Consider the following 6,313-nt stretch of genomic DNA (forward strand, 5'->3'; position numbering starts at 1 on the left):
GGGCTTGCTCGCGAAGGCGGAGTGTCAGTCGACATAAATTAATCTGACACACCGCTTTCGCGAGCAAGCCCGCTCCCACAGGGGGTTTGTGTTGCTCAGAGGAGTTGGTTTGATTGAATCAAGCCAACCCCGGCCGTCTGCATCCGCTCCATCGCCGCTGCCAGTGACCCATCCCTGTCAATGGCACGACAGGCGTCCAGCACCACGAACGCGTTGAACCCCGCCGCCCGGGCATCCAGCGCGGAAAACATCACACAGAAATCCAGCGCCAGACCGACCATGTACACCGTGTCGATACCGCGTTCTTTCAGGTATCCGGCCAGACCGGTGGTGGTGCACCGGTCCGCCTCGAGAAACGCCGAATAGCTGTCGATGTCCGGATTACAGCCCTTGCGGATGATCAGTTGCGCGTGCGGCAGGTTCAGCTCGGGGTGAAACTCGGCACCGGATGTGCCTTGCACACAATGCTCCGGCCAGAGTACCTGCTCGCCGTAGGGCAACTGAATTACCTCGTAAGGCTGGTGTCCGGGGTGGCTTGAGGCAAAGGACGCGTGGCCGCTCGGGTGCCAGTCCTGGGCAATCACCACCTGTTTGAACAGGCCACCGAGGCGATTGATCAGCGGCACGATCTGATCGCCTTCGGGCACGGCCAACTGGCCGCCGGGGATGAAGTCGTTCTGCACGTCAATGACCAGCAGGGCGGTGCGGGGTGAAATCTGCATCGGGGCTTCCTCCTTGGATAATCACCCGCTCAGCATAGTGGAGCGGCACTCACGCGCCCAGCTTGTCGACCAGGTGTTTTGCCAGGTCTTCCAGCGCTGGCGCCGGGTTGTGGCCGATCAACATCCACGCATGCTCACCTTCGGTCCAGTACACCACGTTCATTTCGTGGCGCCGTTCGTGCTCCAAAGGCTGGCTGCCACTGTTGGAGCGAGTCACGCACAAGGCCAGCGGCCCGTGTTTCGCATCGAGATAGGTCAGTTGCGCAATCGGCACACCGTCGTACTCGAGCATTTGTGCACGCTTGAGTTCGGCGCCCGGTAACCTCACCAGTGCCGGCGACAGACTCAGCCCCAATTGTGCATCCACCGCACGCAGTTGCGCGCGCTGGCTGGCTTCGTCACTGGGCAGGTGATCTAGCGTTTGCGGCACATACAGCGCCATATAGTCGCCCACCAAGGCGCGCCAGTTATGCGCTTGCTGTGACTGCCAGGCGAGAAACAGGCGATCGGCCAACACGCCGCCCGCCAGCAGACTCGCGGCGGCCGCACCGATGAACCAGCGTCGACTCAGGCCAGGCCGCTGGGGGGAGGGGATGGCATCGAGGCGCGCCTGCAAACGTTCCAGCGGTGCCTGTAGCGCCAGTTCGTCATAGGCATCCTTGTACGGCAGGCTGCTGCGTTCGAACCATTGCACGCGCAGGCTGAGCAACGGGTCGTCGGCAATCGCGCTGTCGAGCTGGCTGCGATACGCGGGGTCCAGCTCGTCATCGAGGTAGGCCACCAGTTGTTCGTCGGAGGGCTTGTTCATGGGCGGTCACCTCCGGTGGTTTTCGGCACGGCTTGCAGGGGCGGGTATTCGGCCAGTTTCAGGCGCGCGGTGGCCAGACGGCTCATCACCGTGCCGATCGGCACCTGCAGGATCTCGGCGACTTCACGGTAGGACAGGCCTTCGACATAAGCCAGATACACGGTTTCGCGCTGGGTTTCCGGCAACGCATCGACCCGGCGAATCACTTGCGCCGCCATCACATGAGTCTGCGCGGCGTATTCGCCATCGAAGGCCAGTTGCGCGTCGGCATCGACCTGACCGGCGCCCTGACGCACCCGACGCGCGCGCACTTCGTTGAGCCAGATTGAATGCAGGATGCTCAGCAGCCAGCGATCCATGCGCGTGCCGGCCATATATTGGCCGGCACGTTCCAGCGCCCGCACACACGTGGCCTGCACCAGATCCTCGGCCACGTGACGATTGCGCGACAGCAGCAGGCCGTAGCGCCACAGCCGCGCCAGATGCTGTCCGAGTTCCGCTCTGAATGCCTGATCGCTGACGATGATGGCGTTCCTTTATCTATGTCAGGTTTTCGATGAATCGTTGATGGCTTCAGCCAGGTCCTGGTATTCCTCGCAGGCGGTGCCGCAAATCGATTTGATCTGCTGCAATTGCTCCTGCGCCAGGTCGACGCGGCCTTTGATCACATAGGCCTCGCCGAGGTATTCACGCACTTGCGCGTACTGCGGATCGAGTTTCACCGATTGCAGGTAATAGCCGATGCCTTCATCGGTACGCCCCAGTTTTCGCGTGGCGTAACCGCGATAGTTGAGGGCTTTGGCGGTGTTCGGTTGTTGCAGGGTGTCGAGCAGGGCCAGGGCCTCTTCGTAGCGACCGTCCTTGGCCAATCGGTAGGCATAGTCGGTGCGATCGGCATCCCGTACGGCGCTGCTGGTCTGCAGCACACATTTCTGTGATTTGCTGTCCCAGACCTGGCCTTTGGGGCAGTTGGGCTTCTGCACGGGCGCGCTTTCATCACCGTTGGCAAACGCCATCGATGCGGACAACACGGTGACCAGCAGCAACGGGGCGGCGAACATAACGGAACGGATAGTCATGGGCAAGGCTCCACAGAGGGTTATGTTTCACTTTGAACACCACAGCCCGGCATTTTATTCATTGCTTTGTCAGGCTCTGTTCAAGGTACGCGCAAATCGCGGCGTTATGCTCGGCTACGCCCGCCGTCCATCCAGCGCTTTGCCATGCCCCGGCGCTGACACACGAGGAACTGCCATGAAAGATCAGGTCCATCATTCCGCTGCTGCCGGCTACAAGACTGCCGCTGACACCTACATCAAGGGCCGCCCGGACTATCCGCCGCAGGTCAGTCAGTGGCTGACCCAGACGTTGGGTCTGGACAATCACAAGACTGTCATCGATCTGGGCGCCGGCACCGGCAAGTTCACCGGCCGGCTGGCGGCCACCGACGCGCAGGTGATCGCCGTGGAACCGGTGGCGCAGATGCTGGAAAAACTTTCCGCTGCCTGGCCGCAGGTGTTGGCGGTGAGCGGTAACGCGACCGATCTGCCACTGCCTGACGCGTCGGTGGATGCAGTGGTCTGTGCGCAGGCGTTCCATTGGTTCGCCACCCCGGAAGCCCTGACGGAAATCGCCCGCGTGCTCAAGCCTGGCGGCAGACTCGGGCTGATCTGGAACCTGCGCGATACACAGGTCAGCTGGGTGCCGAAACTCGACGCTATCGTGAATGCGCTGGAGGGGGACACGCCGCGTTACTACACCGGCCAATGGCGTCAGGCGTTTCCGCATCCGGCGTTCGGGCCGTTGCAGTCGCAGCAGTTTCATCATGGGCACACCGGCTCGCCCGAGGACGTGATCTTCAATCGGGTGCGCTCCACCAGTTTCATTGCGGCCTTGCCGCAGGCGCAGCGCGACAAGGTTGATGAGCAGATTCGCGCGTTGATTGCCTCGGAACCGGCGTTGCGTGGGCGGCATGTGCTGACGGTGCCTTATGAGACGGCGGCGTATGTGGCAGTGAAGGTTAGTTAGATCGGCGGTGAGCCTATCGCGGGCAAGCCACGCTCCCACAGGTCTTGGGTGGATCACAAAGTCTGTGATCAAACCTGACCCTGTGGGAGCGGGCTTGCTCGCGAAGAGGCCAGCCCTGTCACCCCATTTCTCGAAGCAGTCCCGCATTTGGCCGAACCGCCATCGTCATGCCTTGGTATAGTTCGGGCCTCATTTTCAGCCCGGTAAAGGATCACTGCCATGACTCAATACACCGCCTTCAGCGTCGAACTGGCCGACAACATCGCGCATGTGCAGATCAATCGCCCGGAAAAGATCAACTCGATGAACGCCGCGTTCTGGAGCGAGATCGTCGAGATTTTCCAGTGGATCGATGACACCGATGAAGTGCGGGTGGTGGTGCTGAGCGGCAACGGCAAACACTTTTCCTCCGGCATCGACCTGATGATGCTCGCCGGCGTCGCCAACGAACTGGGCAAGGACGTCGGCCGTAACGCGCGCCTGCTGCGGCGCAAGATTCTCACCCTGCAAGCCTCGTTCAATGCTGTCGACAACTGCCGCAAACCGGTACTGGCGGCGATTCAGGGCTACTGCCTCGGCGGTGCGATCGACCTGATCGCCGCGTGCGACATGCGCTACGCCGCCGAAGACGCGCAATTCTCGATCAAGGAAATCGATATCGGCATGGCTGCCGATGTTGGCACTTTGCAACGGTTGCCACGGATCATCGGGGACGGCATGCTGCGTGAACTGGCTTACACCGGGCGCACTTTCGGCGCAGATGAAGCGCGCAGCATCGGTCTGGTCAATCGTGTTTACGCTGACAAGGAGCTGCTGCTCGAAGGCGTGATGGACATTGCTCGCGAGATCGCCAGCAAATCGCCAATCGCGGTCACCGGCACCAAGGAAATGATCAGCTACATGCGCGACCATCGCATCGATGACGGCCTCGAATACGTTGCCACCTGGAACGCCGCCATGTTGCAATCCACCGACTTGCGCGTGGCCATGGCCGCCCATATGAGTAAACAGAAACCCGAATTTCTGGATTGAGAAACCATGACAGCTCGCTGGACCACTGCAGTACTGGACACCGATCAACCCGGCGGCTGGGCCGTGGCTCGCAGCCCCGAAGGCTTTCTGTTCGATGACAACGGCGCGCTGTTCCCGCGGGAATGGCTCAAGCGTCAGGAGTTGTCGATTCTCACCGAACACGGCATCGGCCATCTCGATGGCGAGCCGGTGTATCTGCTGGAATTGCACAGCTCCAGCGACGTGCCGGGCTGCAACTGGAAAGGCCTGCGGGCATTCATGCTCGAAGGCGATCACACCGTCTATAAAGTGCTGGGCTATGCCGCGCAGATCGGCACCTGGGCGCGTGAACATCGCTTCTGCGGCAACTGTGGGCAGGCGATGACCCAGGTGCCGCGCGAGCGAGCGATGTATTGCCAGCCGTGCGACCTGCGCAGTTACCCGCGGATTTCGCCGAGCATGATCGTGCTGGTGACCCGTGGCGACGAGATCCTGCTGGCGCGCTCACCGCGTTTCGTCAGCGGGGTCTACAGCACGCTGGCCGGGTTCGCCGAGCCGGGCGAGTCGGCGGAGGATTGCCTGATTCGCGAAGTACGCGAGGAAGTCAGCATCGAAGTGAAGAACATCCAGTACATGGGCAGCCAGTGCTGGCCGTTCCCGCATTCGATGATGCTCGGCTTCCATGCCGAATACGCCGGGGGCGAGATCGTCTGCCAGGAAGACGAGATCGAAGACGCCCAATGGTTCAACGTGCACGATCTGCCGCCGTTGCCGGCGTCAAAATCGATTGCCCGTTACCTGATCGACGTCTACGTGGCCCGCCGCTTAGGCCACGCTGAACCAGTGTTGCCAGGCTAGGCGCACGGTCAAACCCAATACCACGGTGATGAACACCGGACGAATGAACTTGGCGCCGCCGCTGATCGCGGTGCGCGCCCCGAAGAACGCGCCGACCATCACCGACAGGCCCATGCTCAGGCCGATGATCCAGTCCACTTGCCCGGAAAACACGAACACCGACAGCGCCGCGATGTTGCTGACGAAGTTCATGCTGCGCGCCACACCGCTGGCCTTGACCAGGTCGATCGGGTAGAGCAGCAGGCTGCTGACGGTCCAGAACGCACCCGTGCCAGGGCCGGCCACGCCGTCGTAGAAACCGAGGCTGAAGCCTTGGGTCGATTGCCATTTCTTCTTGATCGGCGCGTCGCTGTCCAGCGGCGCTTTGGGCGTGCCGCCGAACAACAGATACAGGCCACAGGCGAAGACGATCACCGGCAGCATCTTGTTCAGCCATTCCGCCGGCAGGTAGTGCGCGACGATGGCACCGGTGAGCGCGCCGACCAGGGTGCCGACGATCGCGTGCATCCACTGCCGGGGGTGGAACAGTTTGCGTCGGTAGAAGGTGAAACTGGCGGTGGCCGAGCCGAACGTCGAACTCAGTTTGTTGGTGCCCAGTACCAGGTGCGGCGGCAGGCCGGCGGTGAGCAGCGCCGGGGTGGTCAACAGACCGCCGCCGCCGGCAATGGCGTCGATGAAACCGGCAATGAAAGCGACAAGGGCCAGGATGGCCAGGGTGGTGAGGTCAACGCTGAGTTCGAAAGGCATGGAATCGGCTTATTCGGCAGGGCGCAGAAGGGCTGCGGGAGGTCGGTCATGTTACCTGTATCCGGCTTTTGCGGCGACCCGTCGGACGCCTTCGCGAGCAAGCCCGCTCCCACATTCTGGAACGCATTCAACCTGTGGG

Annotated in this window: 8 protein-coding genes; 3 read left to right on the forward strand and 5 right to left on the reverse strand. The window is 61.8% G+C overall.

The window, feature by feature from the left end; all coding sequences use genetic code 11:
* Positions 1–95: 95 nt before the first annotated feature.
* The 4 genes from pncA to QMX91_RS28070 form a co-directional block, all read right to left on the reverse strand.
* Positions 96–722: a bifunctional nicotinamidase/pyrazinamidase gene (gene pncA / locus QMX91_RS28055; RefSeq protein WP_223007485.1), complete on the reverse strand. Its 627-nt coding sequence runs from the start codon at positions 720–722 to the stop codon at positions 96–98.
* 49 nt (positions 723–771) lie between these two features.
* Positions 772–1,530, reverse strand: a complete 759-nt coding sequence (locus tag QMX91_RS28060; RefSeq protein ID WP_282413701.1) for a transcriptional regulator — start codon at positions 1,528–1,530, stop codon at positions 772–774.
* The gene (locus QMX91_RS28065) at positions 1,527–1,985 is read right to left on the reverse strand and encodes a sigma-70 family RNA polymerase sigma factor (RefSeq protein ID WP_240795643.1); all 459 of its coding nucleotides are present in this window, start codon (positions 1,983–1,985) and stop codon (positions 1,527–1,529) included. Before QMX91_RS28065 ends, QMX91_RS28060 begins: the two co-directional genes overlap by 4 nt.
* 90 nt (positions 1,986–2,075) lie before the next feature.
* Positions 2,076–2,609, reverse strand: coding sequence for a tetratricopeptide repeat protein (locus QMX91_RS28070; protein ID WP_027611978.1), 534 nt, complete (start codon positions 2,607–2,609; stop codon positions 2,076–2,078).
* 175 nt (positions 2,610–2,784) lie between these two features.
* Between QMX91_RS28070 and QMX91_RS28075 the strand changes: the two genes are divergently transcribed.
* From QMX91_RS28075 to nudC, 3 genes are all read left to right on the forward strand, one after another.
* A complete protein-coding gene (locus QMX91_RS28075; protein WP_282413702.1) occupies positions 2,785–3,558 on the forward strand; it encodes a class I SAM-dependent methyltransferase in 774 nt (257 codons plus the stop codon).
* Positions 3,559–3,777: 219 nt separating this feature from the next.
* Positions 3,778–4,590: a crotonase/enoyl-CoA hydratase family protein gene (locus QMX91_RS28080; protein ID WP_027611976.1), complete on the forward strand. Its 813-nt coding sequence runs from the start codon at positions 3,778–3,780 to the stop codon at positions 4,588–4,590.
* Between the two features lie 6 nt (positions 4,591–4,596).
* Entirely contained in the window at positions 4,597–5,427 is an 831-nt protein-coding gene (gene nudC, locus QMX91_RS28085) for an NAD(+) diphosphatase (protein ID WP_282413703.1), read from the forward strand.
* Here nudC and QMX91_RS28090 read toward each other — a convergent pair.
* A complete protein-coding gene (locus QMX91_RS28090; RefSeq protein WP_003224680.1) occupies positions 5,395–6,174 on the reverse strand; it encodes a TSUP family transporter in 780 nt (259 codons plus the stop codon). The two genes, nudC and QMX91_RS28090, sit on opposite strands and share 33 nt — an antisense overlap.
* Positions 6,175–6,313: the final 139 nt, after the last annotated feature.

Origin of the sequence: Pseudomonas sp. PS01299 (genome assembly GCF_029960145.1) — a bacterium.
Classification (GTDB): domain Bacteria; phylum Pseudomonadota; class Gammaproteobacteria; order Pseudomonadales; family Pseudomonadaceae; genus Aquipseudomonas; species Aquipseudomonas putida_A.